This window comes from Pedobacter sp. BAL39 (genome assembly GCF_000170795.1).
In the GTDB taxonomy this organism is placed as follows: domain Bacteria; phylum Bacteroidota; class Bacteroidia; order Sphingobacteriales; family Sphingobacteriaceae; genus Pedobacter.
On record NZ_ABCM01000001.1, the window covers coordinates 1 to 24,794 of the forward strand.

Sequence of the window (24,794 nt, forward strand, 5' to 3'; positions counted from 1 at the left end):
TACGGTAACAGAAGTACTTTCTAAACACGGTATTGACCAGCGTGTGCTCAACCCCGACAATCTCAAGGCACCGGCCGGTTATGCCTTTGAACTGAAAGAGACCACGACGACAGCTGGCAAAGCCAAAGAAATTATAGCGAAATTTGACCCTACACTTCCTGAAGCGGAACAATGGACTGTGGTTTCGGTAGATGGAAAATCTCCTTCTAATGGTGATATAAAGACCTTTCGTAAAAACAAGGCTAAGCCCCAGGGAACAGAAAAAACGGACATGGCAAGTTATCAGGTGGAACAGGAAACACCGGATAAGCTGATACTAAGTTATAAGCCGGATGTAAGAGAGGTTCCAAAAGATGCGCTCTTTTTGAACGACTGCAAGTTACACATGACCATCAATCTTAAAACCAAAAAATTGGAACAGGTACAATTGTTAAATGAAAAGCCAGTTCAGGTGGGACCAATGCGGGCCAGTAAGTTTGAGGTGATTAAAAAATTCACAACGAATGAACAGGCCAATCGTTACCTGCCACTGAGCGATGTACTTAATATGGACGCCAAATTTCTCGGCCAGGAGATCACCGTGCAGACCATTATGGAATATTCAGACTATGTCAAAAAATAGGCGCTGTTTATCACAGCTGAGGGGCCTGTTTCTTTATGAAGCAGGCTTTTCTGTGGGAATGTAATGTGAGCTGCCGACGACTGTTGATAATGAATTATCATTATCTGGAAACGCAGAAAAAACTGTGGACTCTCTGTAATCTGAAAATAAAAATTTGGATGGTTGAAGTAGATAAAATTGGCCTAAGCAAATTTAAGTTGTCTGCTATAGTTATCCAGATGTTCTAAAGCAATCCCAATATACTCTTCTTTGATTACTTGTTTCTTTCTTTCGTTCCACGCCTGGATTTTTAAAAGAAGTTCTTGCTTTGATAATTTAGGGTCCTGTGACAACAAATAATGGATAGACGAAAGTATTTCAAGAGATAGTGTGGATTCGAAACCATCAATCACCCGAAAGAGGCCTTCAATTCGTTGCCTCTGGTCATCGGAAAGAGAAGTTTTGATATAATGTTCGACTTCTGTCAATCTCTCCCAATTTAACTTTAATGGTTCAAACGGCTTTGCCTGCATCTGTTCCAGGCCGGATAAGTATTTACCATTCATGGAATATAATACCTTTTCTACTGCCTGTGCATAAGGACCATAAGTATAGGCGGTAAACTGCAGTTTTAATTTCTCTCCACTTTCTTGTAAGAAATACGCCAATTTATTCGCAGCAAATATACTCGCAACTTCACCCAACCTTTCATAGCGAAACAATGCGTATAATAACATGGCTCTTCCTGGAGTTAAACTAACTTCTTTCTTAGTTTGCTCATTCTGCAAAATTTCTTTAACAGCATCATTAGGTTCAAAGACCACAATCTCTACCCCTTGAAGATCAGAAAGGTACCGATCCATCATCGGCCGGATTTTTTCCCATTTAAGGCCTCCGTTACCACATCCTAAAGGTGGTATTGCAATACTTTTAATGTCCCGATCTTTGATTTCCTGAACAAGTGCCTTTAGGCCCTCTTCGATAAAACTGTACTGCGATTTTTTAAACCACTGCTGCTTAGTAGGAAAGTTAATGATGATTTTTTCACCTTCTAATGTACGTTCGGTCACCACAAGCATTTTACCTACCTCAACCAACCCTTTCTTACAAGCATCAGCATACAATTTGTAATTCTGGGGAAAACGCTCTTTAAACTGCAAGGCGATTCCCTTGCCCATGACACCTACTGTGTTTACAGTATTAACCAGGGCTTGTGTTGTTGCTTCCAGTAAATTGCCTACTTTATAGATCATGTAAAATAAAATGAATTTTTAGGATTGATATGTACATTTACTTCAAAGCCTTGAGTTGCCAAAATTTCCTCTACCTGAACCTTTACTTTTGCATTTAACACTACGATATTTCTGATAAAATGTGCCGGAACATGATCAAGGACGAGAAATTCCGCATGCTTCTTCCTGATCCTATCTTCATCACCATCTGCATTGGCATCGCGAAAATCAGTCGTTTTAATAGAATGCCAGTCGATGTTCTTTGCAATGCCATCAAAACTATCAAAAAACTTTGTAATTTTCTTAGCAGCATTACCATTGGTATAACACCATTTAAAATCTTCACAAGCTAAATCTGACAGCTTACAACAAAGATAAATAATCTCCGCTTGATTTACTGGATTAACGCCATGACCGGTAATGATATTGTAGAGCATAGGGGTTCTTATTGAAAAATAGAACGGAACGCAATCATTCACCAAATGATCAGGGTAACATTTGACAATCCTATCATCTCTCTGGGAAATCACATCTGCACTTCCTATAGACAAATAGCCCGGAACGGGTTTAGCTGAATTTTTTGAGTATAATCCGTTGCGTATATTATGCTCCAAATTTTGAATAGGAAGGATCCTATATACCCATAAATTATCAATATCCACGTTCATATTCGCCGGTAATCTATTACACCAAAGCTAATATTTTATTATTTAAACAAAAATATTTTAATCGGCTATAGTATTACTATTTGAGCATTTCCTGACAAGGCGTAACTGAGCAAAACACATAGTTTTCTATACCTTCCTCCCTAATCTCGAAGGGGATCGACATGGGCATACCGAAACATATCGTGAAGAACTATTGGGTGGCAGAACCAATCCGCAATGTACAGAAAGCATAAACAAAACATCCACTGCATAGGTTAGTATAAAAAACAATGTCATGGAAAATTATGCACTAAAAATAGCCGTTGATAAAGACATACACTGCTTCGAGGTTGCAGAATATCCCCATGCGGGCAATGAGAGCTGTAAATACAAAATTTATCAGCAAGGCACCTTTGTGGCCAGCTTTGAACCGGACAAACAAAACATATTGCACATCTGTCAGAACCCTGCCCAACTGGACGAAGAGCTATTATATTTGCTGGCAGATCAAATCGAAGCCATGCATCCTCGACAAATTCCTACGGAGGAGTTGAACACCATTGAATTTGATCGTGACGACGAGATGGAAGCTCCGCCACAGGATGTTCATACGCCTCAATAAAGAATACAGCCTGCAACAATTGAACTTTCAAAGTGTTATATGTCAAACTACTCAGCAGTCATGGAACAGAACGAAGCAATATTTCAGATATCAGTCACGCTTAACCCGGGCCTTGAACCATTAACCCTTGATGTCGCGCCGCAGGAAAGTGGTACAGTAACCAATCAGCAAGCCTTAGCGTTTATAGTTAACCGGTATGAAGATCACATCTGCACATTGGTGGCCGATGAAAACCATCGCTGGCAGCAGACGTATGGAGAACTTGATCAGAAAGAAATTGACGTCATTGGCGCAGCGATTGACAGCCACTATGCGTAACTGTGGTAAGTACAAAAAAAGGGACTGTATTCAAACTTGATACAGTCCCTTTTTAATTATAAAGGTCTTGATAATTTTGTTACTCCTAATAATTTGACATTGCGTACACCCCGAAAGCACTTGCTCCACTTGTAGTACCTACAAGGCCTTTAATAACCAAAGTGATGCATTTGAACCTCGAAGCGGCCACGCTGATTGTTCCTGAAGCCGGCAAGGTGTAAGTTGCCAATACAGCTCCATTGGAGTCTCTAACCTGAAACACATTCGAACCGACTGGTATTGTAGTCCTTAGCGGAAGGCTATTGAAGGTAGTCAGACTTTTATAGGCCAGGTTGTTGACGATATTGGTTGCAGGTGCTGAGGCTAAGGAGACGCTAATTGCTGAGCTGTTCGGCGAACAGTTAATTACCCGGACACGGACAATACTATCCTGGCTAAACGGTGGGATTTCATCCTTCACAAATACAGATTCAGGCTCAGCAGCTGTCCCTGTCAGGAAAAGTGAATAGATACCCCCATTTACAATTTCATGTACCTGACTGTAATAGGTAGCAGTCGGATTATTGGTCGGATACAATCGGATACCGGTTGCGTTACTGGCATTTAACTGGAACAGCCTATAGCTGTTTATTGTGGCGCTGTCCCTGACATTGGTATTCAGCTTCACATTTCCCCCTCCTACAACAGCATCCGCCACGTTCAAGGAAGCCAGGGGCGAAAATTTAGGGCCATCTTTCTTGCAGGAAGCCAATATCAGGATCGAAAGGAAAAGGATGAGATTTCTATATGATGGATTCATAGTGTATAAATAATATGGTAAATCAATGCGTGTTAATAACCGGGGTTTTGCTGACCATTGAGCAGCGGACTGCGGTCGAGTTCGGACTGCGGGATTGGATAAAGGGCATATGAGCTGTTCCAATTGTTCGGTGTGGATGAAGAGATCACCTTTAAAGGAGTCACCACCGTCATCACAGCATCAACAGTACCTGTTCTTTTCAAATCCAGCCAACGGTGTCCCCATTCCGTAAATAACTCAGCTTGTCTTTCCTCCAACACCGCTGTTAGTGCTTCTGTAGACGACAAGGTAGTCGAAAGCGCAGGAAGCGGGTTAGGAAGGTCGACTGTTGAGGCTGCTCTTGCCCTCGATCTCAGTGCATTCAGATCTGCGAGGCCCTCAGCTATTTTTCCGTTCATTATTCTGGCTTCTGCGCGGATGAGGTATTGTTCTGCGAGCCTAAGCATCATGGAGTATTCTGCGGTAGCTGCGCTTACACTGCCAATTTTATATTTCGTAGGATAGTAGAACGTGGTGCCGGCTACGGTAACGGAACCTACCCAGTTGCCTACTGTTCCACGCAGATCACCTGGCTTAAAGGCAGCCATCTGCTGAGTACTTAGGTAGACCGGGTTGTCAGGATTGGGGCCATTTGCCGCTGGCAACGTAAACACCCTTCCCTCTGCAGCATTCGCGAGGGTCAATGTTCCTACAGGCTGAACCGACCAGATGGTTTCTGTGCTATTTTTAAGGAAGGCGTTGTTCAATGCCGGCAAGCTGTATAAAGTGCTGTTAGCGATTACAGAATTAGCCTGCGTCTCTGCATTAATATAGTCGCCGGTATACAGATAGGCACGAGCAAGTAATGCGGTTGCTGCCCATTTATTCGGGCGTACACGTTCTGTGGTGGTGGCTAATAATGTGCCATCAACATAACCATCGCTTAATACGGCTTCCGCCTCAAGAAGGTCCTGAATGATCTGCTGATATACCTGCGCTTTGGGCGTACGTCCTACCTGTTGATTGGCAGTATAATCTGCCGTCAAGGTCAATGGTACGTCGCCGTATAGATTTACCAGATAAAAATACATAAAGGCGCGCGTGAATTTCATTTCGCCCAATAACTGTTCTTTCACCCTTGGAGTAAGCCTGGTAGCCATATTGAGGCTGTTGATTGCTACATTGGCATTAAAGATAAAAGAATAGGTTTGCTGCCAAGGTGTTGCGTTCGCGGGTGTTACAGCATTCTGATAATATTTAAGCAGGTCGTCATAGCCCGATCTTGAAGGCGGATAACCTGTAAACATAGTGAGTTCATCAGCGGATAGTCCTGCCCTGAGCCCAATGCTCTTGAAAGGATCTGGAGGAATGTTCATGTTGCTGATGGTAGCATAAGTGCTGGTAATTGCCGCGATGGCTGTGGCGTCTGCGGCAAAAGTTACCTCATCAGTAAGCTGGTTCTTAGGTAAACCTGCGTCCGTCATTTTATTGCAGGCTGAGGTGATGATCATCAGGCCTGTGAGTATGGTTAGCGAAATTCTTAATTTCATGATTGTTGCTTTAAATCGTTAATACCTCTTTTATATCCCCAGTCTTGCACCGAAGGTTACTGTACGTGATGCAGGATAGCTGGTGTTCGAATTGAACTCCGGATCCCTGCCGTAGTAATCACTGATGGTCAGTAGGTTTTGTCCAAGGACAAACACCGAAGCTGATCTTAACAAGACCTTTTTAGTCCATGCTTCAGGCACTTTCCAGGATAGCGATGCATTGCGTAATTTGATGTACGATGCACTGGTAAAGCCTGCATCATTGTACAGGAAGGAATTGTTGAAGGATACACTGGAGCTGGTGGTATACAACATCCTTTCAGCAATATCGCCCGGGTTTCTCCAGCGGTTGGTAACGAAATCGGGTTGGTTATTGGCTACTGAACCAGCCAATGTGGTCGTAAAATACTCGTTCTTGGCTTTCTTATTCATGAACTGGAAAAGGAAATCGAACGACAGGCTTTTATAGGTGAAGGTATTTTGAAATCCACCATAGAACTTAGGGTTCAGATCCACAGAAACATAGTCTGTAGCAGAATTAGGGTTCATTGTCGGGTTTCCATTGCTATCCGAATATACATATTGTCCTGTGGCAGGATCCACGCCCAGGAAATGGAACTGCTTGGTAATATTAACTGATTCACCGATTACCAGCCTGGACGCATAGGAAGACCTTGCCAGATCAGGGAATGATACCAAGGTGTTCTTTGGGATCGTCAGGTTGAAGGAGCTTGTCCATGATAAACCTTGTGATCTGACATTGGTGGTGTTCAATGCGAACTCCCAGCTTGTATTTTTTACTACCGCAGGGAAATTACTGCTCACGGTACCAAATCCGCTGGCGTAAAATGGAACAAGGTATGCGACTAACTGATCAGATGAACGATTAATGGCATAGTTGACTTCAAATAGTACCCTGTCTTTGAAGAATCCGGTTTTAAGACCAAAGTTAAGCTTGCTGGTTTCCTCCCAGTGCAGGTCTGGCGTAGCAATCCTGTTTAGCGAAAGTCCTGGAATTGATTGGTAGGTACGCGCAGAGGCACCATAAGTTGCGAAAAACAAATTATCACCAATCTGATCGCTTCCTGTTGTTCCATAACTTGCATTCAGCTTTCCGAAACTTAACCATGGAAGGTGCTGCTTAAAAAACGATTCCTCTGTGAAAACCCAACCTGCGCCGATGGCCTGGAAATTATGAAACCGGTAATCAGGACTGAAACGGCTGGTTCCATCTCTTCTGATGGTATAATTCAGCAGGTATTTATTCTTATAATTGTAGCTTGCGCGACCAAATATTGCACTGTACTTATAGGTTGTGGCTACGGTTCCTGAACCCTCGAGAGTTGTTGCACCGTTTATAGTCTGCAGCAATTCATCACTAACATATCCAGAAGCGGTAATTCTCTGCCCATCACTTTGGTTGTTCTGTGCACTGGCACCAAGGAGAAAGTTCAGTTCGCCCCATTCTTTCGTTAAGCCGTAAGACAATTGAGGCTCGACGATCCAGCTGTTGGTTGCATTGTTCGCAAATTGAGTAGAGCGTGTGACGAAGGGCCTCACGTAAGGCTGGTAGCTCGAAAGCGGCGTGGTGACCAGCTCGTCGGAACTCAGGCTCGTGTAACCCAGGTTCGCTTTGATCTGAAACCCAGGAAGGATCTGGTAACTCAAATCGGCGTGCGTAATGAGGTTGCGCGTTTTATTGATGTTGATGGCTTCTAATGAAGCCATCGGATTGTTTCCATATAGATACGTAGATAATCCTAAGGCGTCGACAGCGAAATTAAGAGACCCATCTTCATTGTATAAAGCAGGTGCATTGGGTGATAAAGCCGGCACAATAGCCGCTACGAAATTGGTGGAACTTGGCAGCGTATTGGAGTCATTCATATAACTACCTCCAAACTGGATCTGGAACTTGCGGTTATTAGATGTACTGTTGATATTGAAATGTCCGGTTCCCTTGGTGTTTTTGAAATTGCCAGGTAAAAAAGATCCCTGATTGATGTAGCCACCACCAATTACATATTGAGTGTTGTTATTGCCGCCGGAAATCCGGAGCTGATGGTTGGCAAAATTGCTGTTTTTGCTTAACACTTCTTCCTGCCAGTCTACATTCCGGCTGTTATCATAACCGTAAAGGTCCAGAATGTCGTAGGCATTTGCAGCAGTAGGTGATGTGTTGGTATTTTTGAGAGCTTCTCTGCGCATCTCGAGATATTGACCGGTATTTAGCTTATCAAACCAGTTGGTGAATGCACTGAAGCCAGCCTGCAGCGATAAGTCGATCTTCATATCGCCGCTCTTCCCTTTCTTGGTGGTGATTAATATGGCACCATTGGCAGCTCTGGATCCATAGATTGCAGTTGCATCCGCATCTTTTAGGATATCAATACTTTCAATATCAGCAGGATTGATAAAGCTCAGCGGATTACCGGGGGTCCTGCCGGAGGTACCGAGGTTACCTCCATTTAGTCCGGTTTCTAAAAGCTGTGAGGGATACGGAACACCGTCGACCACATAAAAAGGGTCGTTCCCATTTAAAATACTGTTCTGCCCCTGCACACGGACAGTGATGCCACTGTTAGGACTGCCATTACTCTGCGAAATTTGTAAGCCCGGTACCCTACCCATCAGCGCCAGCAAAGGGTTTGCCACCGGCTGTCGTTCCAGGTCTTCCGCTTTGACAGTACTGATATTAGAGGTACTCAATCTTTTGGAAGTGGTGCCGTAAGCCTGAATCTGAACCTCATCCAGCTTACTGGTTGCTGCTTTTAAGGTAATCCTGTTCAGACTGCCGCTGGCCTTAACTTCTAAAGGTTCGTACCCGAGATAGCTAACCTGGATGATGTCACCCTCCTCGACATTGTTTAATACAAATTCTCCGTTCAGTCCGGAGATGGTATTTTTAGATTTACCTTTTACCTTAATCGTTGCACCCGGAATCGGACGACCATCTTCGTCCAGCACATTTCCGCGCAAATCGATATCCTGAAGCCTTTGTATGAGGTTGTCGATAAAAGATTTCTCCTTCGCTTTGAGGATCACTGTCTTCGTATCGACCACATAGGTTAAAGGCTGTCGCTTAAAGATGAGCTCCAGAACCTCGCTAAGCGATGCATTTTTAACGTTAATGGAAATAGGTCCGGCAGTTTTCATGAGCTGCTCTGTGTACACAAAATCGTAGCCTGTCTGGTTGCTTAATTTGTTCAGTATTGTTTTTAATGGCGCATCAGATGCAGACAAACTTACTTTCTGTGCATGTCCTGCTGCACTTACCTGCATCAGGGATACAAATAACAGCACAACGGTTAGTCGCATAATCAATAGTATTTTATGGTATATCGGTTGGCATATACCGGGATTTATGGTCCAGATTTTATACATTTTGTCGTTAGTTTGAAAAACTAAACTCTTTAAGGTCGACAAGAGACCATAACGATTGCTTTCAACGGCAATTATTATTAAGTTTGTTTAGTTTGGTTTAGGTGCAGCGCCTTTACTTTCCACGGCTGAGGTGCTTGCAATTACAGTTGATAATTCATGTTGTTGACGGGCCAAACAGACCAGGGGTATTGTACTTCTGGTCTTTTATTTTAAGCCGCCGATGGGTCTTCGCCTTAGCTTTTCTGTCGTAGTTTTCTAATCATATTTCCTGGTTAAGTTTGATGTTAGGTTGTTAGTTAGTTTGATTATTGTATTTGCGTTAATTACTTAGAGACATAGATTTTTCTTCCTTCAATTCTAAAATGGGCACCTCCGGTCGTCTCCAACATACGGAGCACACTGCCCACATTGCTGAACCGGGAGACTTTTCCACCGAAGGCAGCATCGGGCAAAGGACCTGTATAAATTACCTCCACATTGTACCATCGCTGTACCATGCGCATCACGGATTGAATGTTGTTGTTCTCAAAAATGAACTTGTTATTTTTCCAGGCCATTGCAAGTGCGGTGTCGATCTCCGTTATGGCAATTGCTCCACCAGACTCCAATACACCTTGCTGACCGGGTTTTAAAATCTTTTTATTTTTACCGCTGGTGATCTCGACACTGCCCTCGGTCAATGTGGTTGTGGTAGCCTGCTCATCGCTGTAGCTGTTGATGTTAAATTGCGTGCCCAGGACTTTCACCTGCTGACCTTTGGTTTTCACAATAAAAGGGTGTTGTTTATCCTTCGCAACCTTGAAAAATGCCTCACCAGTAAGGCTGACCACACGACTGCTATCCTCAAAACGCGAGGGAAAATCCAGCTGAGATGCTGCATTTAACCAGACCTGGGTGCCATCGGGCAGTGTCAGCATGTACATATTCCCTGCCGCAGTAATTGCGCTGTACAACTCGCTATCGGAAGAAGTGGATGGACCTTCCACTTCGGTGCCATCATTATAACGAAGATTCTTGCTGGTGACCACCATTCCGGATTTGGAACCATTCAGGGTAATCCTTTTGCCATTGCCAAGCACGAGCGTCGCTCCGGATGTACCCGGAGGGATGTCGCTATTAGACGTGACGGGAGTCTTGAAAAGCCACCACCCTGTAAGCAGTACAAGGACCGCTGCTGCCGCAGCTGATGGCAGTTTCCAGTTTATACGATGTTTTTTTAATAAAACTGTTTTGTGGTCGAAAGATACAGCATTCATGAGCCTGTCGTGTGCAATTAGCTGCGCCAGATCGTCGCTCATGGCTGGCTCATTTTCATCTTCCAGGATCATATTGCCGTCTTTGGTTAGCGCGTAATCCCATTCCTCCAGGAACGTGCCCGCTTCAATGATGTGCATCACCTGATCAAGCTCTGCCCTGGAGCATTGCTTATCCATATATTTACGAAAGAGATTAACGATGTTATGATCCAATGTGGCTGTTTTATACTAATACAGCTGGGAGCGACAAAACATCCAATAGAAAATAAAAAAAAATAAAATTGTGCTGCTATGATGCGCACGGACATACTCACGAATCGTTTGGAGCGCCTTGCTCATGTGTTTGTTTACGGTACTTTCGGTAATGTTAAGCGCTTCCGCAGCTTGCTTATAACTCATGTCCTGAACCCTGCAGTAGATAAAAGTTTTCTTTACCTGCCCTGAGAGTGTTTCGATAGCAGCATTGATCAGACGATTGCTTTCCTGATAGGCCAGGAATTTTTCAGTGGACTCGTCTTCGATGATGGCATACTTTTTAATCTCCGCCAGTATACTGGTCTCATGCCTGGCTCTTTTCAGCAGGTTTAATAAAGTCCGCTTTGCAATGACAAACAGGTAGGACTCAAAAGGTTTCGATGGATCCAGTTGCTCCCGGCTTTGCCAGATTTTAATGAATGTGTCATGCACGACATCTTCTGCAAGAAATGGCGACTTAGAGGTTCGCTGCACGTAGTAAGTCAGCCTGTTGCTATAGCGATGGTACAATTCACTTAGCGCTCGCTGATCCCCCGATTTCAGCTGCTCTAAAAGGTGGTGTTCGTTATCCTCTTTTTTCTCCCTCATCTGATCGGGCTATTTACACAAAAAAGTCGACATTTCCTTTCCGGGAAGATCATAATATCAGAATTTGTTCGGCATCCTAATTGGCCTTCTCCTCAGGATGTTCTTCAAAATATGCTCTTGCTTTCTTCAGTCCGGTTGCAATTGCGATCCCTTCGTCGCCGCTTTCCTTTAAAATCTCATTAGCAATCTCTACAGCTTTATCACGCAAATATTTTGGCTGATTTTTGTAAGATGGTGGGTAATCTCCGTTATACCAGGGCATATTTCCTCCTTTTTGAAACTTAACAAATTTGGATTAGCAAAGTTCTCATTTGGCACATCAATAATGGTAAGTCCCGAATCCGGTTTCACAACTTCAATCCAAAAAAAAGAGCCGCACAACGGCGGCCCTCATTATAAAAGACTCAAAATTACTTGATCTCAATCTGGCGGGTTATCATTTTTGCTTCCTCGCGTTTTGGGATGTCAATGCAAAGCACGCCATCATTGTATTTCGCTTCGATGCCTTCTGCATTTGCACTTTCCGGAAGTGTAAATGCCCGCACAAAAGAGCTGTAGCTAAACTCGCGTTTCGCATAACTACGTTCCTGCTCTTCATTCTGATTCACCTGTTCCACAGAGATACTGAGCACATCTCTTTCTAATTTCAATTTGAAATCTTCTTTTCTCAGCCCCGGAGCAGCAAGCTCCACATGAAAGTGATCTGCGGTCTCGCTGATGTTGGCAGCAGGGACGCGCGCCATCATACGGTCTGAGAAAAATGTGTCGTTAAAAATGGAATCAAAAACGCTGTTGAAGTTAGCTACTGAACCATTCTTTTTGTTGTCGGAATTAAATTTAACCAGTGTCATAGGTCTGTCCTCCTTAATTTGATTTAATGATTAAAACTTATAATTAATTAAACTCTGAACATTGCGTTCGACAATGCTACTACAACTGGAATGCCAATCAAATCTGAGGGATTTTTTGCTGAAAAAATTGCAGAAACAGGAAAAAATTGCAGCTTCAGAATGTCAAAAATTCACTTTTGATTGCCTTGGATCATTTAGGAATAATAGTGAAAACGGTTTTGGATTAAAAGTGTTAATGCAGTACACTTAAATATGAAAAACATGGGATTTATTAAACACGCACTGATCGGCATTGCCATTTATGAGGGTATCAAATACCTGACCCGAGAAGATGAATTTGGAAGAACTAAAATTGACGAGATCAAAGAACGCGCACCGGAATGGCTTGAAAAAGCAAAAGCTGCTGGAGAAGATATTCAGCATGGCAAATTGCCACAAGGCTTTAACGACACGTTGAAAGTCTGAGTGCGAGAAGAAAGAGGTTGATTGATAACCGTAACAATGCCAGTCCTGATTTGTGGATTGGCATTGGCATTTTAAACAACGCTACTTCACACGTAAGGTAACTATAATGGCTTAATTCTTGTTTTTCACTCCGGCAGTCGGAATAGTCTGACTGAAAAAAATCATCCCTCTAATATGAAAAACAAATACCTATTAATTCTTTTCGCAGCAGTGCTGACTTTGAATTCCTGTAAAAAAGACAGCGTAGAAAAAAATTCAGACCGACTGAACGGCACCTGGAACCTGGAGTCCGTAGCGGATGTTCAGTACGAGAATGGTGTGGAAGTTGACAGGGACGCGAACTCAGACCTGAATTTAAACTGGGAGTTCAGGAACGACGGAACTGCTACAGTAAATGTTGATGGCGGAGATGTCGAGGTCACTTGGAGCACTACCGAAACGGTGTTGAGCCTCGTTGCGGCCAGTGAGGGCAAGTCACGGGTCGATTTTAACATCAAGTCACTTAGTAAAAACGACATGCATCTGGAATACATTAACTATGATGAAGCGGAAAACGGTGTATCCTACAGGAGTGTACGGGAATATAAGCTCAGAAAGAAATAACCGGCAGTTTGAATTCGCTTAGATAAGGACCCACTCCTTCCTTCTCACTCCTACCTTCTTCTGCTTTAGACAAACAGCGCCAATTGTAGGTGCTACAATTGGCGCTTCCTATAAGCGCTATGGCCAGTGATGATGCTTACAGGTTACTGATCGACTTAATGCTTATCCCCCTAAAGCAATCATCCTGACATCCGTTTTCCACATACCCGGCACTGGATATCAAACCATTGTTCTTTGCCTCAAAACTGGTTTCCACGTTCGACCTTTTTAAGAGCAAATCATTCTTTGCCAGATCATACACCTGATCCAAAGTGAGTAAAGCAGCGCCACTTTCATGCGTATTGAGTGCATTGACATCTTCGCTCCATTCTTCCACGACATAAACAGAGGAGGGATTACCTTTGATCCCTTTAGCTATATACGACCTTCCGGTAATCTGTCCGTTGACGACACGCAGTGTAGTTTCTGTGGAATATCCGGTCCAGGAGGACGTCACTACAATATAGGAATAGGTATTACCTGATGTATTTTTAAAAGTCGTCCAAGCTTTAAAACTTTTTTCAAAGTCATTAGCATGTTCGATTTTGTCCTTTTTACATGCTGTGAATATCGTTGCAAGGGAGAGAATGATGAGGTAAGCGTATTTTTTCATGGCTAACTATTTTTTACAGGAACGTAAATAGGCGCTGATTCGCTACATACAATCGCTAATTTTCCTAAATCTGCTACTTTTCCCTCAGTAAATTAAATTAAGAGTTCTAGAAAGACGCTAATTATTTATATTTGAAAGCTAAAGTCAGTTATGAAAAGCAAAATAGTACTCCAAAGGATCAGAATACTAAGAAAGAAATCAGGAATGTCACAATTGGCATTAGCGAAAAAGCTAGGTATGTCCCAAAATGCCCTTAGTAAAATTGAGCTCGGAGAAATAGAGCTCAGCCTGAGTCATCTTTATCAGCTGGCAGACTTGCTGGAAATTGACCTGTTTGATCTTGTTAGAATTGACGAGGGCCAATAGAAAACACAGTTCAAGAGCGGAAAATAAAAATATAGCCTGGGTTTAAATTCCCTTGAGGGTCACCTTCAGCTCAGCATTATTGGCTATCAAACGGTTAAGAATAGTTTTATCATTTTCGGCGACTACTACGCGAATCCTACCTTTTTCTCGTTTCAGGTCTATGTCTAGTTTTACCCCAAAGGCCTTCATACTCTTTAGCTCCAGATGGTCCCACCTAGCCGGAAGATTTGGCTGCAAAATAAAAGAATCAAAACCAGTAGGTTCAATTCCCAGGAGACCTTCGGTAAAAATGCGGCAGTACAGCGCGCTTTCTGCGGACAAATGTGCCATTCCATTCTCAGGCCAGGCCTCTACGGCGTAAGGCACACGAAAGCCGGTTAACCGAGTTGTCGAATAAGAACTAAGTCTGTCCAAAGCACGGTCGGCAGCTCCTGCCTTAAAAGCACCTCTAAAAGCGTATAGCGTACCCCTGTCCCAAAACACCTTCGATCCGCTATTTTCCGGCGTTAATTCTGTCAGTACACCGTTTGTTGACCACAACTGATCAAACAAGGCATCAAGCGTGCCCGCTTTCCTGCGGTTGATTCCAACAACTAAAGGAAGACATATCCATGCCCTTAGCGTAGTGTTTTCTTTGTAATACTTATACGTATCCAGCCCCTCCACATTTGCACCGAAGTAATTTTCGATCGCTAGAGCCAGATGCTTTGAACGCTGTTGATAATGATCAACCAATGAGGCAGGTTTACCCATTGCCTTTGCCAGTCTTGCGGCCTGTATAAGTGCACCGTAATACAGCGAGGAAGTCGACAAATTTGCTGAACCGGTGGGAAACCTTCCTTCCAGTTCATCACTTTCAGAGGCTACGACGCCTTCGGCAGTGATTTTTCTTTGGCAGTATCCCAGGCACCAATCAATCAAAGGCCAAATTTCGTCTGCCTTTTTCCGGTCCCCTGAAACCAGCAAACAATGAGTGGCGCCATATGCAATCATGGCTGCATCCCCCCGGTCATAATTCCCAAAAGGAAAGGTGACGTTGAGCTCAAAAGAAGCCCATATTTTCCCTCCATCCTTCGGTATATTACTTTGAAAAATCCGATAAGCATTCATCGCAGCCTGCATGCCCTTCTGATAGCCTAGATAGGAAAAGAAAGGGCCGCTGTATTCTGCCTGGTCATTGGCCCATATACCCACATAATAGCTACCACCGCCCGGAGAATGGATCAAACCCAGACGCGATCTAAAAATACTCTCGGCCGCCCGGATCTTAGAAAAGTAAAACAATGTATTTATCGTTTCATCCGGAGACCTGAGCACTAAATTACTGGAAATGCTATCCAGAAATAAATCGCGCCCACGCTCTATTTGTGTTAACGCCCTTTGCGGCTCTATCTCATCGTTCAGGCGCGCGTTAAAATATATACCAAATGAATATTGTTCGCCCGGGGGGATAGTCACTGTAGATTTTGCATCAGTTGCTATTTTCCTGTGGTATTGGCCATGAAAACCAGTTTCATTCTGAACCAGTTCAGTAGTGCCGATGCTAAAAGTCTGGGGCATTTTTCCACTATTCATCAGCGTCCATTTCTCCACGAAGCACCGCTTATCCATTGACGGAAAAAACGTCCTGATTACCTGGATACCATCACGTTGACTGAAATAAAAACTGATCTTACCATTAATACGGATCGAATCCAGGATACCGGACTCAAACTTTTTTTCCCCAAGAGTAATTACAGGTAAAATTTCATCCGTGTATTGTGACCGTAGATAAGCCCTGTAAATCGATTCATTGGATTTGCTGTAGTTCCGCAGCTGTGGAAAAATGATATCTCTGATGATTTCAACTTGTTTTCCTTTGTTGACTTTATAGCCGACAATGCCGGATACCAGTTCGCCAGACATTTCCAAGTTGTCATCATGTGGCAACCGATTTTCTTTCGTAAGGTCCCAGGTAATACTATGATCAGCGTTGGTATGCCAAAAAATTTCGTCCTGTTGCCCCAGGTCCTGCGCCGAAAGCCTACTCGCATTGCCAGTAAAAAGCATCAAAAATAATAGTATCATTCGTCTGGACGACTTGTGAGTGGTAAAGTTACGGGAACGGATTGGGCACATTTTTAATTGAATTCAGGTTAGTCGAAGGTAAGAAATTCCAGCCGATTAAAGCCGCCGGTTATTGGCAACAGATTGATGATCCCATGTCGAGCAAATGAACAAAAGCACCATTGTCATGCGCGTTCTTCGCCTCTACAAAGGCTGTGATCAGGTTTGGTAAATTCATTATTTAACGATTTTAAGTTATGAATTAAACAGTTAAAGCACTCACGGTTAATTATTCAGACAAATTTCGGACTTATAAACAGCTGCCGCCGCTGTAAATACCTCATTTTTGTCTCATAAGAAACGTATAACTGCCGGAAGGTATTTTACCAGCATTGTAGAATGGCTGACCATCAACTTCTTTTACACGTACCATTTTACCGTTACAAGTGACGACAACATCTGCTGAAAGCCTGGGTAAGTAAACCTCCCCATCCATATTAGCAGGTAGCGTTACTGTTAACTCATAGGTTTCCCTGTTTTTAACAGACATCTTAATGTTGCCCCGTATCGTTGGAATAACGGCTTCCGTAAAAGTAAGACTTGCCACCTGGGGCTTGATAGCAACTGTTTCGAAGCCAGGTTTTAAAGGCTCTACTCCCATCAACCTCCTGGGAATGATGTTAGCCGGCGCAGCGCCCCATGCGTGGTTCCAATCCTGATTCGGCTTAAATTTGTTATCCCAGGCTTCCAGGCTTATGGTAGAACCTACTTTGATCATGTTGTACCAGCTCCTGATGTCAGTAGCCGTAAGCAGCGCCAGGGCATGATCGGCATAGGCTCCATCATACAGCGATTCCAGCAAAAACTGTGAACCATACACACTGCTTGCCATCCCCCTGGAGCGGATAAAATCCATTACAGAAATCACGTACTCTGGTGGTACCAACCCAAAATCCATGGCAAACATATTGGCATGAAGCGAAGCATGTTCTGTAGTATCGCCATCTTTATAAATACCCCTTGCTTTGTCCAGAAAAGTGTCGTTAAATATTTGTTTAAATTGTATATGTTCGTCTTTATAGTATTGAGCATCGGTTTTCTCCCCCAATATTTCCGCAATATGCTCCATTAGTTTTAACGCTTCGTAATGATACGCGTTTACCACACTATTGTAGGTTCCAAACTTAAAACCGTCGGTTTCGCTGGTAGGCCAATCAACAATGTCCCTAATCTTATCTTTGAAATTGATAGATTTCAAAAACTCAGTCGTTTGTTTGCCTGTAGTTGTCGAGATCAATCCATTTTTCTCTTTCAAATGAGTTAGTGTACGATTTTTTAATAATTGATAATTTTCTTTCAGAGATCTGGGATCGCCAGTATAGAGGTAATCATTCCATGTAAAAATCAGGGCTTGTAAGATCCACTCTGTAGGCCAGGTTGGCTTTTGCAGCAGGTATTCTGATGAGACCCTGGCCATAGCATATTCACGGTCTACGCCATAATGACCAAGCTGGTTGATCACTGCATCTGCCTCATAGGGAATTCTTTCCCTGTCTCCATCCACATAGATGCCTGCAAAAGATGTGGCCTTGATAGAATACTTGCACAGTTCCCAGATTTGGTTCAGCGTGTCATTACTGCATTTAAAATGGGAAGCCTGGTCATTGAAAGGATAATGCACAGCCTCTCTATAAACAGCATCCTTAGTCAGTTTATTTTTATAGCCTTCAACTTCTGCATACCTGAATGGAAGTACCTCTCCAATATAAGATGGCATCTTTATGGCCGCGGGACCGGTATTCCTTTGGTCGGGCTCAATCTTAATTTTGTAAGTATGTAATCCCTTTGCTAAAGCCACTTTAATACTTCTGTACCTGATCGTGCCGCCTGGCTTAGGGTTTATCCTTCCCTTATCGGTTACCTCACCTAAATTGATCGTCACGGTATCCTTCCCTGATTCCGACTCCAATTGCACCGTAAACTGTGAAAAGGCATCCTTCCCAAAATCTATTAGTTGTAAAGTGTCATTTAAGGAAGCAATAGTTACAGGGAGCTCTTTCGTTTTGACCAGTTTTTCCGCAGATGCTTGATAGTCTTTTAATTGAGCTCCTGTTGTAATGACTTTCACATCAGACCATGCACTGATTTGTGATTTATTTGTATAGCTTTTTACCCGCCAGAAATAGCGCTTGTCTGCTTGCAGGGCCGCTCCTTTATAAGGTACAGCAACTGATGTACTGCCTCTGACTTTTCCACTATCCCATATATTTCCTTTACCCTGTGCTGCCAGCTGTCGATCATCTGATACGATAATGTGATAAGCAATTTGTTTCGTTCTCTGCTGGGTTCCCGCAACAATCCAGCTGAAATAAGGGTACCTTGATAGGATTTTTCCAGAATGCCCATCCTCAGCGATAATTTCTGTAGCTGCACGCAAATCTGTAAGCAAGCCGTATGCCTTATTTTGAGCATGTAGTGACGATATAAAGCAAAACAATAATGGCGATAATATACAAAGAGATCTTCCGGACATTTATTTGGCTATTTATAATCTTCAACTTGGTCAAAAAAACTGAGTAAAGCAACAAAGGCAGAAAAAAACAGCGGCAACATCATGCTATTAATGACCCGAGGTAAAATTTACCCCCATTTTTGTCACAAACTCCCCTTCGATATGTTTTGAATAACAACAACCTTTACAGTAGGTTTATACTGTAGAAAAATGCAGCCTAACGGCATTATAAAACAGATATTGCATTGCCTGCACAGCTGGAAGGGTCTAAAACGGCAATCAAGTAGCTCTATAGTGAACAGGAATAACGAATTAACATTTTAAATGTAAAACTATGAAAGCAATAAATCCCTGGATCAATTTTAATGGAAACGCAGAAGAAGCATTCCATTTTTACAAATCAGTTTTTGGAAGCGAGTTTGGAAAAGTCGTTCGTTTCAGAGATTTAGCAAGCGCTGAATTTCCGGTATCAGAAATTGAGGCAGATAAGATCATGTACATTTCCTTGCCTATTGGAAAAAACAATGTGCTGGTTGCCAATGATGTTCCGGAAATGATGGGACCGACGAACGAAAATGAGAACCGGTCAAAAATAGCCGTAAGCGCAGAAAGCCGCGAAGAAGCGGATCATGTTTTTAACGGACTGTCGGCCGGAGGAGCTATTGAAGGGCCCATTGGCGATACTCCATGGGGTACGTACGCCGGAATGTTTAGAGACAAGTATGGAATTGAATGGATTGTGGAATTTGATCCAAATGACAACCGTTAACGGAACACTCCACGATGCACCCTTACAAAACCGATTTTTTATAACGTCTATTTACAAGGGATTAATTTCAATGCCTTTCTCCTCACGAATAAGCTGAAAAAGATGATCGGGGCGAACGACCATATAGTCTTTATTGAGTGATTGTGCTACATTCTTAAAACTTGTTGGCGATACACCTTCCCAGGGCTGCGCCTGGATGATTACAAACCGAGGTGAATGGCCATCCCAACCTGCCGCAGCCCTTTTGATGTGATCTTTCATTGCCTGCTCATTTGTACAATAGTTACATGAAAGTGCCATTCCCGGTAAGCTGTTGTTATAAACAGTTAGTCCGCCACCAGTGTTCTGGGCAGTCACACCAAGGAGGGATGTTGCCTGACCAGCATAGATCTTCCCAACATTAGGGTCGATACCCCCGGTGATGGTGTTCCAGATCGTGATCACCCGCAACCCGGCACGGTTGTTATATTCTTCAGTTTTTAAGACAAACTTTTTCAGCAGATTTTCGTCAGACCAGGTATTGGGGTAGGTATACCCATAACCGGAAGGTCCGGAGATCAGGTTGTCATTGGTAGTTGATGTTTGATGGTAATAATTCAACGCGCCAGGCATGGCATCCAGCATCGCAGGTGATACGGTCCATCCCATTGGCACTTTGCCCCGGTCCGGGTTGCTCCACAGTTTACGCATAAGGTGTTCCGTAAATTGTAAATTATCTCCATCACTCAGGATAAAGGCGACATAGATCTTATTCTGCAATGCAGGTTTGGGGGGTATTGGTTTTATATTAATGGTCCTTGAGGTACCACTAAATACGGTTAAGTTAAAACACCAGTCGCTGGCGATAGTTGCAATGCCATACTTCGAAGCTCTTGTGATACCCGGTGCTTCCTCCGGCCACCAGCCCATGTAGCTTGCACCAGGCGACATAGACGATAAAAATTTGTCCAGCAGTTCACTCTCGCCGCTCACTTTGGGATCAAGCCACACTACTCCTGTGCCCAAAGCTACTGCATATTCACGAAGGGCTGCCTTATGGGCTTTCGGATTCAGGCCAATTAACAAACGGTGATCAAGATGTGGCCAATAAGTGTCATATAATGACTGGTACACCTTCAGCTTGTTGTCAAATTTCCCCCGAAGATCGACCAAAATCGGCAAATTATAAGGAGGGGCGGTTAATTTGGGCAGCAATAAGGGGGAGACAATCAATGCTCTTTTGCTTTTCGAGATGACCGTGGCCAGATTTACGGTATGGATTTCGGCGGTATCATAAACGATCAAACCTGAAATTTCGTTGCGGTATTTAGTGATCAGGTCCCATTTGTCTGAGGGTTCGGACCACTTCAGATCCAGTGACTCCAGCCAGGTATATGGGCCTTCACCAGAAGCATTACCTTCATAGGAGAAAATACGTGGTTTTGTGCTGTTTACCAGACCCTTTAACGAAGCGAACAGGTACATTTCCGCTGCTGTGTAAGCAGAATTTTGACGGAGTTTGATCAGATCCAGGGTCGGCGCTGTGACCGGAAAGGATGGCAGCAACTGATCAGCCGGCCACCTGATCTGTGCGATGGATGGCGCAACAAGCAATTGAAGTAAAAGAAAGGTTACAATCTGCAGTCTGATCCGTTTCATTGTAGGTAATTATAGAGATTAATTCATTTCTATTATGGACAATGTCCGGCAGAAATATACCATAATAATGGATAAGTTGTATCCTAGAGGAATTAATGAATTAAAACTGCTGATGAGATTTACACCGGCATCAGTTCCACATCGCCCTCTCGCCAGCAGAAATACGTCATTTTTTAAATTTAATACGTAGTTTTGTATAACCAACAATCTGCATGACCGCCTCTAAAGTATTACCTTGCTCACTACTCTTGCCGCTTTTACTCATTGGATGTAATGACAAATCCCCGGATTTAGGTAGGCAAATGTACGAGCAGCAGCAATACAATGGCTTGCTATTCCTCGCACTCGTTATCATTTGCATATCCTTCTACATCTATTCCTTTAAACAACAAAAGGCCCAATTCCAAAAACGAAACAAACAGGCCCGCTGGTTCACAGAAAAACTATTCGAAAATTCAGAAAAGGAACGTAAAAGAATTGCTGCCGACCTCCATGATGGAGTTACGCAGGAGTTACTCGCACTCAAATCGACCTTGCAGGACAAGCCCGAGTTGAAAAGCCATGTCGACCGCATTATCAATGAAATCCGCAGTGTTAGCCGCGACTTACATCCCGTACTATTTGAAAAGGTGGGTTTGCTGCTCAGCCTCGAACAGATGACCGAACGCATCCTGCATGTTCATGGCTTGCAGCTGAACATCGACTCAAACTACAGGGAAAGCATGCCAACAGATGTAGAACTTCAGATTTACAGGATTTTACAGGAAGCGCTATCCAACACCATCAAATATGCAGATGCACTCCATGCATGGATAGAAATTACAGAGCACCCAAATGGGTTACGTGTAACGATCGAAGATGATGGCAAGGGATTTAACATTAAGCAAAAATTACAACAAGGCGATGCATTTGGCCTCCATAATATCCTCGAAAGAAGCAAAGTATGCGGCGGAGAGGCTAAAATCACCTCATCACCAAAAGGCACAAAAATTAACATACAAATCCCTAAAACCCATGGTTAGAATCCTGATAGCCGATGATTACCCCCTCACCCTCATGGGTACCAAAGCCTACGTGGAACTCCTGGGCTATCGGGTGGTTGGAACCTGCGCAAATGGTCTTGTAGCGCTCAATTTGATCCAGCAGTTAAGGCCTGACATGGCCATTCTCGACATCAATATGCCGGGAATAGATGGAGTCGATATCCTGCAAAAGCTGCATCAGCAACAAGCATACACCCGGGTAATCCTGCTCACCATGCACCGGGAAGCGGCTATATATAAACGCGCTTTAAACTATAAGCTATCCGGATACCTACTGAAGGAACATGCCGATACAGAATTGGCCGACTGCATCCGGGCAGTATCTGGCGGTTTGCACTACAAAAGCAAATATCTGGACGCCAGCCATGTAGCCGATGCTTCGGCTATAAGCGATGAAAGCTTGTCGCCGATCGAGCGCAGGATCGTTGCCCTCGTGGCCGGACAAAAAACAAGTAAGCAGATTGGCGAATCACTTTTTCTTGCCGAAAAAACAGTGGAAGGACACCGCAGCCGCATTATCAGCAAACTGCGCTTGCCCAAGGAAAAAAATGCACTATTGAAATGGGCCCTCAGCAATATAAAACGCTAAATACTTGCTTTCAATATCTCGAAAATTACTTTCGGTGGTTTAGATAACAAATCGAATGGCATTCTATTGTGCCTAGCATCTCCCTGATATCCGGAAATCGCATAATTGACGATCGCCCCATTTTTTGTAAACGAGAGTAGTCCAGTATCTGCTGCCATTTCTGCTGATGCATTTTCCTCGGGAATTTCTACAGCGAAATGCCCATGCTCACGCTCCGAAAAGATCGACACCTTGCTCAATTCCTGATCACTCATCAGCAACCTCACTCCCGCAGCAAGATCTGTTGTATAAATGTATGCTGCCTGATCATTGACTTCAACGTTCAACTGCGGCCAGTTTTCGAGAATTTCAGAATGGATCAATACTCCAAAATAGTCCTTGCGGAAATCAAAACAAGTCCTGATCACAGCATCGTTCAGCACATAGCTTCTGAATTCCTGGATAGAAAAAGATTCCCCGATACTAAATGCACCAAAAAGTAAGGAAATCATCCAGGAATTATCAAGCTTGAAATACCTTACCGTCTTATCCGGAAGAAGGCTATGATGAGGGAGTAAGTAGTAATAAGGAAAATCATTGAACCTCAATAGGTCCATCACAAAGTTTCTGCTCAATTCGGGAAGTTTCCTTACACTAAAATCTGGTATAAAATTTAATGGACTATATTCTTCATTTTGAGCTGCCATTAACTTGCCCAACTGCAATTGATATTTCCAGTTCTTAATCTCTTTCAGGATTTTAGGGTTGTTGATCGCCAAAATCCTGCCCAATTGCCAGGCCGCCGCATAGCCCATATCCAGCATCTTGCTCTGCTCGTTGTAGAATATCAGCCGCTCTGAATGATCCGGTACATCCTCGCCCAAATCAAATCCAATATCAGGCGAACCGCTCAAGCCTTTGAACGACAAAGCGTGATGACTGCGCACGAAAGGCCCCTGGTACCAGGATACCGTCTTACCGCCCGATTTAAGTCGATGCAGCAATGGGATTTTTCCTATAGAAATCAGGTCATTTACTTCACGACGCACCGAGACCTGGGACAGGCGGTAACTCAATTCTGAAAATTGCAGCTCCTGAAGCATGCCCCTCAGCGTTTTCCCTTCGTACTTTAACAGGGAAAGCATGGCCGACCTTTCCTCTCCACCACTTTCCAATTGTGCCAATATCTCTGCATACTGCTTACTTGCACGTTTCAGATATTTGAGCAACTTTTCTTCTCCTTCTAAAACGGGATGTTTTGTCTTCCGCGATTTTATGGCGGCGACCGACTTTAAGCCCTCAAATTTACTTTCGTTGTATTGATAAGCATCGTGATGGGTAGATTCGAATTGCCATTCGGATAAAATGATTAAATGGTTGACTGCATTTTCATTCTTTTTGAGCGATAAAGAATAACGGTCTCCTTCTTTCAAAAGATAGGCGCCCACAAAGGCATGGTACCTTTTGTTTGGCTGTACCATTCGCTTTGCGATAACAACGGCCGTATCCTGCTGCGCATTTTCAGGCTCACTATCTTCGTCCTGCCCCACTCTCACGTGCGACAAATACTTCATCTCTGTCGCCCCTGGCAGGGTCACCTCCAATTGCCGCGGAACCTCCAGATAGTTGAATATTTTATTATTTTCATCGCCCATCTCCAGCTGGTCGCCATTGCCCTGTCGATATAAAACCCGGGAAGGATCATTTGATTTACCCTCAAAATCCATCTCCGATTCCTCAAAAATGCTAAGGAACAGGTAAGGTGCCCGCTCTCCTTGCGGATCATCGTTTTTGAAATCCCAGGGAAGCGAACTCCGCCGAAATTGCACGTTCGGAAAGCTGCCCGCATAGTTCCCGATCCCCGATCTGGGCGGATATACCGATAAAATTTCATTTGCCGGAATGCGATCGCTATAGCCGGAAACCTTAAATGCGATCTCTGAAACACCGGGCAGCAATTCATTGCGCGATATTACCTTAATCCTATACTCACCTGCTGATACGGAAGGCATACGCGCCGATTCAATGAAAATGCTTTTTTGAGCCATGT

Annotated in this window: 23 protein-coding genes; 9 read left to right on the plus strand and 14 right to left on the minus strand. The window is 43.6% G+C overall.

Annotated features, from left to right (window positions below):
* The coding region (locus tag PBAL39_RS00005; RefSeq protein ID WP_008236935.1) for a hypothetical protein at positions 1 to 622 on the plus strand (622 nt) is incomplete at its 5' end.
* 182 nt (positions 623 to 804) lie between these two features.
* Here the strand turns inward: PBAL39_RS00005 and PBAL39_RS00010 are convergent.
* Together PBAL39_RS00010 and PBAL39_RS24970 are read right to left on the minus strand one after the other, a co-directional pair.
* Positions 805 to 1,854, minus strand: coding sequence for a macro domain-containing protein (locus tag PBAL39_RS00010; RefSeq protein ID WP_008236941.1), 1,050 nt, complete (start codon positions 1,852 to 1,854; stop codon positions 805 to 807).
* On the minus strand, positions 1,851 to 2,501 hold the full coding sequence (locus PBAL39_RS24970) for a DUF4433 domain-containing protein (RefSeq protein ID WP_083801673.1): 651 nt from the start codon (positions 2,499 to 2,501) through the stop codon (positions 1,851 to 1,853). Before PBAL39_RS24970 ends, PBAL39_RS00010 begins: the two co-directional genes overlap by 4 nt.
* Positions 2,502 to 2,775: 274 nt before the next feature.
* Here PBAL39_RS24970 and PBAL39_RS00020 point away from each other — a divergent pair, with 274 nt between their 5' ends.
* Positions 2,776 to 3,102 (plus strand): hypothetical protein, encoded by a 327-nt coding sequence (locus PBAL39_RS00020; RefSeq protein ID WP_008236946.1) that lies wholly within the window; start codon positions 2,776 to 2,778, stop codon positions 3,100 to 3,102.
* A gap of 60 nt (positions 3,103 to 3,162) precedes the next feature.
* A complete protein-coding gene (locus PBAL39_RS00025; RefSeq protein ID WP_008236948.1) occupies positions 3,163 to 3,420 on the plus strand; it encodes a hypothetical protein in 258 nt (85 codons plus the stop codon).
* A gap of 85 nt (positions 3,421 to 3,505) precedes the next feature.
* Here the strand turns inward: PBAL39_RS00025 and PBAL39_RS00030 are convergent, their stop codons facing one another.
* The 7 genes from PBAL39_RS00030 to PBAL39_RS00060 form a co-directional block, all read right to left on the minus strand.
* Positions 3,506 to 4,219: a DUF4397 domain-containing protein gene (locus PBAL39_RS00030; RefSeq protein WP_008236949.1), complete on the minus strand. Its 714-nt coding sequence runs from the start codon at positions 4,217 to 4,219 to the stop codon at positions 3,506 to 3,508.
* A 32-nt stretch (positions 4,220 to 4,251) separates the two neighbouring features.
* Positions 4,252 to 5,748, minus strand: a complete 1,497-nt coding sequence (locus PBAL39_RS00035; protein WP_008236950.1) for a RagB/SusD family nutrient uptake outer membrane protein — start codon at positions 5,746 to 5,748, stop codon at positions 4,252 to 4,254.
* Positions 5,749 to 5,778: 30 nt separating this feature from the next.
* Positions 5,779 to 9,066 (minus strand): SusC/RagA family TonB-linked outer membrane protein, encoded by a 3,288-nt coding sequence (locus PBAL39_RS00040; protein WP_008236951.1) that lies wholly within the window; start codon positions 9,064 to 9,066, stop codon positions 5,779 to 5,781.
* Between the two features lie 389 nt (positions 9,067 to 9,455).
* On the minus strand, positions 9,456 to 10,565 hold the full coding sequence (locus PBAL39_RS00045; RefSeq protein ID WP_008236952.1) for a FecR family protein: 1,110 nt from the start codon (positions 10,563 to 10,565) through the stop codon (positions 9,456 to 9,458).
* Positions 10,566 to 10,616: 51 nt separating this feature from the next.
* A complete protein-coding gene (locus PBAL39_RS00050; RefSeq protein WP_008236953.1) occupies positions 10,617 to 11,231 on the minus strand; it encodes an RNA polymerase sigma factor in 615 nt (204 codons plus the stop codon).
* Between the two features lie 76 nt (positions 11,232 to 11,307).
* Positions 11,308 to 11,493 carry a hypothetical protein gene (locus tag PBAL39_RS00055; RefSeq protein ID WP_008236954.1) on the minus strand — a complete coding sequence of 62 codons (186 nt, stop codon included), beginning with the start codon at positions 11,491 to 11,493 and terminating at the stop codon, positions 11,308 to 11,310.
* A 148-nt stretch (positions 11,494 to 11,641) separates the two neighbouring features.
* Positions 11,642 to 12,082, minus strand: coding sequence for an Hsp20/alpha crystallin family protein (locus tag PBAL39_RS00060; protein WP_008236955.1), 441 nt, complete (start codon positions 12,080 to 12,082; stop codon positions 11,642 to 11,644).
* A 261-nt stretch (positions 12,083 to 12,343) separates the two neighbouring features.
* Between PBAL39_RS00060 and PBAL39_RS00065 the strand changes: the two genes are divergently transcribed.
* Entirely contained in the window at positions 12,344 to 12,547 is a 204-nt protein-coding gene (locus tag PBAL39_RS00065; protein WP_039865936.1) for a hypothetical protein, read from the plus strand.
* Between the two features lie 174 nt (positions 12,548 to 12,721).
* Positions 12,722 to 13,150 (plus strand): lipocalin family protein, encoded by a 429-nt coding sequence (locus PBAL39_RS00070; RefSeq protein ID WP_008236958.1) that lies wholly within the window; start codon positions 12,722 to 12,724, stop codon positions 13,148 to 13,150.
* A gap of 136 nt (positions 13,151 to 13,286) precedes the next feature.
* Here PBAL39_RS00070 and PBAL39_RS00075 read toward each other — a convergent pair whose 3' ends face one another.
* Complete coding sequence (locus PBAL39_RS00075) at positions 13,287 to 13,802, minus strand: hypothetical protein (protein WP_008236961.1); 516 nt, start codon at positions 13,800 to 13,802, stop codon at positions 13,287 to 13,289.
* A 150-nt stretch (positions 13,803 to 13,952) separates the two neighbouring features.
* On the opposite strand from PBAL39_RS00075, the gene PBAL39_RS00080 reads away from it, so the two are divergent.
* Entirely contained in the window at positions 13,953 to 14,168 is a 216-nt protein-coding gene (locus tag PBAL39_RS00080) for a helix-turn-helix domain-containing protein (protein ID WP_008236963.1), read from the plus strand.
* Positions 14,169 to 14,210: 42 nt separating this feature from the next.
* On the opposite strand, the gene PBAL39_RS00085 is transcribed toward PBAL39_RS00080, so the two are convergent.
* Positions 14,211 to 16,235 (minus strand): six-hairpin glycosidase-like protein, encoded by a 2,025-nt coding sequence (locus tag PBAL39_RS00085; RefSeq protein ID WP_157273833.1) that lies wholly within the window; start codon positions 16,233 to 16,235, stop codon positions 14,211 to 14,213.
* Between the two features lie 319 nt (positions 16,236 to 16,554).
* Positions 16,555 to 18,663 carry an alpha-L-rhamnosidase C-terminal domain-containing protein gene (locus PBAL39_RS00090; protein WP_008236967.1) on the minus strand — a complete coding sequence of 703 codons (2,109 nt, stop codon included), beginning with the start codon at positions 18,661 to 18,663 and terminating at the stop codon, positions 16,555 to 16,557.
* A gap of 397 nt (positions 18,664 to 19,060) precedes the next feature.
* Between PBAL39_RS00090 and PBAL39_RS00095 the strand changes: the two genes are divergently transcribed.
* Positions 19,061 to 19,495, plus strand: a complete 435-nt coding sequence (locus PBAL39_RS00095) for a VOC family protein (protein WP_008236971.1) — start codon at positions 19,061 to 19,063, stop codon at positions 19,493 to 19,495.
* 51 nt (positions 19,496 to 19,546) lie between these two features.
* Here PBAL39_RS00095 and PBAL39_RS00100 read toward each other — a convergent pair whose 3' ends face one another.
* Complete coding sequence (locus PBAL39_RS00100; protein WP_008236973.1) at positions 19,547 to 21,133, minus strand: GxGYxYP domain-containing protein; 1,587 nt, start codon at positions 21,131 to 21,133, stop codon at positions 19,547 to 19,549.
* A gap of 212 nt (positions 21,134 to 21,345) precedes the next feature.
* Between PBAL39_RS00100 and PBAL39_RS00105 the strand changes: the two genes are divergently transcribed.
* Positions 21,346 to 22,155 carry a sensor histidine kinase gene (locus PBAL39_RS00105; protein WP_083801676.1) on the plus strand — a complete coding sequence of 270 codons (810 nt, stop codon included), beginning with the start codon at positions 21,346 to 21,348 and terminating at the stop codon, positions 22,153 to 22,155.
* Positions 22,148 to 22,765 (plus strand): response regulator transcription factor, encoded by a 618-nt coding sequence (locus PBAL39_RS00110; RefSeq protein WP_008236977.1) that lies wholly within the window; start codon positions 22,148 to 22,150, stop codon positions 22,763 to 22,765. Before PBAL39_RS00105 ends, PBAL39_RS00110 begins: the two co-directional genes overlap by 8 nt.
* Here PBAL39_RS00110 and PBAL39_RS00115 read toward each other — a convergent pair.
* Positions 22,762 to 24,792: a hypothetical protein gene (locus PBAL39_RS00115; protein ID WP_008236979.1), complete on the minus strand. Its 2,031-nt coding sequence runs from the start codon at positions 24,790 to 24,792 to the stop codon at positions 22,762 to 22,764. The two genes, PBAL39_RS00110 and PBAL39_RS00115, sit on opposite strands and share 4 nt — an antisense overlap.
* Positions 24,793 to 24,794 lie beyond the last annotated feature (2 nt).